Annotated in this window: 2 protein-coding genes; both read right to left on the bottom strand. The window is 30.4% G+C overall.

What is annotated here, in order from left to right:
* Nucleotides 1–54 precede the first annotated feature (54 nt).
* Nucleotides 55–561 carry a hypothetical protein gene (locus ACRC28_RS14095; RefSeq protein ID WP_438544081.1) on the bottom strand — a complete coding sequence of 169 codons (507 nt, stop codon included), beginning with the start codon at nt 559–561 and terminating at the stop codon, nt 55–57.
* Nucleotides 562–580: 19 nt separating this feature from the next.
* Nucleotides 581–1,100: DUF3794 domain-containing protein (locus ACRC28_RS14090; protein WP_438544080.1), on the bottom strand; the 520-nt coding region annotated here is incomplete at its 5' end.

Genomic DNA, 1,100 nt, shown 5'->3' with positions numbered 1-1,100 from the left:
TAGGAAAAGCATAGAAAAAACCCACATTAAATAGCTTAATGTGGGTTTTTAGATTTAAAAGAATTTAACATCAACTAGCATAGTAACACATTTATACACCGTTCTACAATCCTGCTTAATAGCGTAGACATCTTCAATATATGGTGTAACTGAATATTTTTTCTTTCTAATAAGATCACAAATTCTTTGTCCATTTAGTTCTGTTGGTACAACAACAAAAACTGATTTCATAGTATCATCATAATGTGCTGCATGAACAGATTGATAAGGTTTATCTGCAACATATTTAATTTTTTCTCTAAGTCTAACCTCAACTATAAGTTTATGACCTGAAAGATTTTGTCCTTCGTAAGATTTAGCAATTGGAGTTTCTACAAGTCTTGCAGATACAATATCTGCTGAAACTAAAACTGATAAAAGTTTTTCCATATCTGGTTTTTGACATGGGATTTTTAAAGTTTCAGTTACAGAAACTTCAGTAAAATAATTCACATACTCTGGTAAATGCTCTGAAATCCCAGAGCCTGTTATACTATTATCTATTGAATTGCAATTTAACATCTAATTCACATCCTCCTTTTTAACACACTTCAGCTGTAAGAAGTAATGTTGCATTTAAGAACATACATCTTTCATTAATAGGGTGTGCGTAAATATCTTCTACAAAAGCTGATGGTGCTAAAATTGTAGATGGCATATAATCTTCTGGTAAAACAATAAAATTCATAAAAGGCACATCAAAGTGTGCTAAATGTACTGATTGTGTTTCTTCTAAAGCAACATACTGAACTTTATAGTGGATGTTTCCCTCTACTATAAGTTTATGTCCTGTAAGTTTAAATCCTTCTAATGAAACACCTTTTGGTGTTTTTATAATTCTTGTATTTTTGATAGTTGCAGCAGCTTGAACTTTACAAAGTTGTTCCATATCTGGCTTTTGAACTGGAATACAAACTTCACCTTCTACATTTATTTGTTTAAAACTGTCAACATCTAATGGTAAACAATCGTCTATTCCTGAATATTCTACTAAGTCACGTGTGATAGATTTCAAAATATCTCTCTCCTTTATAATTGATAAAAAGTTAGCACTTAAAAAT

Origin of the sequence: Clostridium sp., assembly GCF_051650885.1 — a bacterium.
Classification (GTDB): domain Bacteria; phylum Bacillota; class Clostridia; order Clostridiales; family Clostridiaceae; genus Clostridium.
Note: the sequence above shows the minus strand (reverse complement) of the source record. Positions and strands in the feature narration are given on the sequence as shown.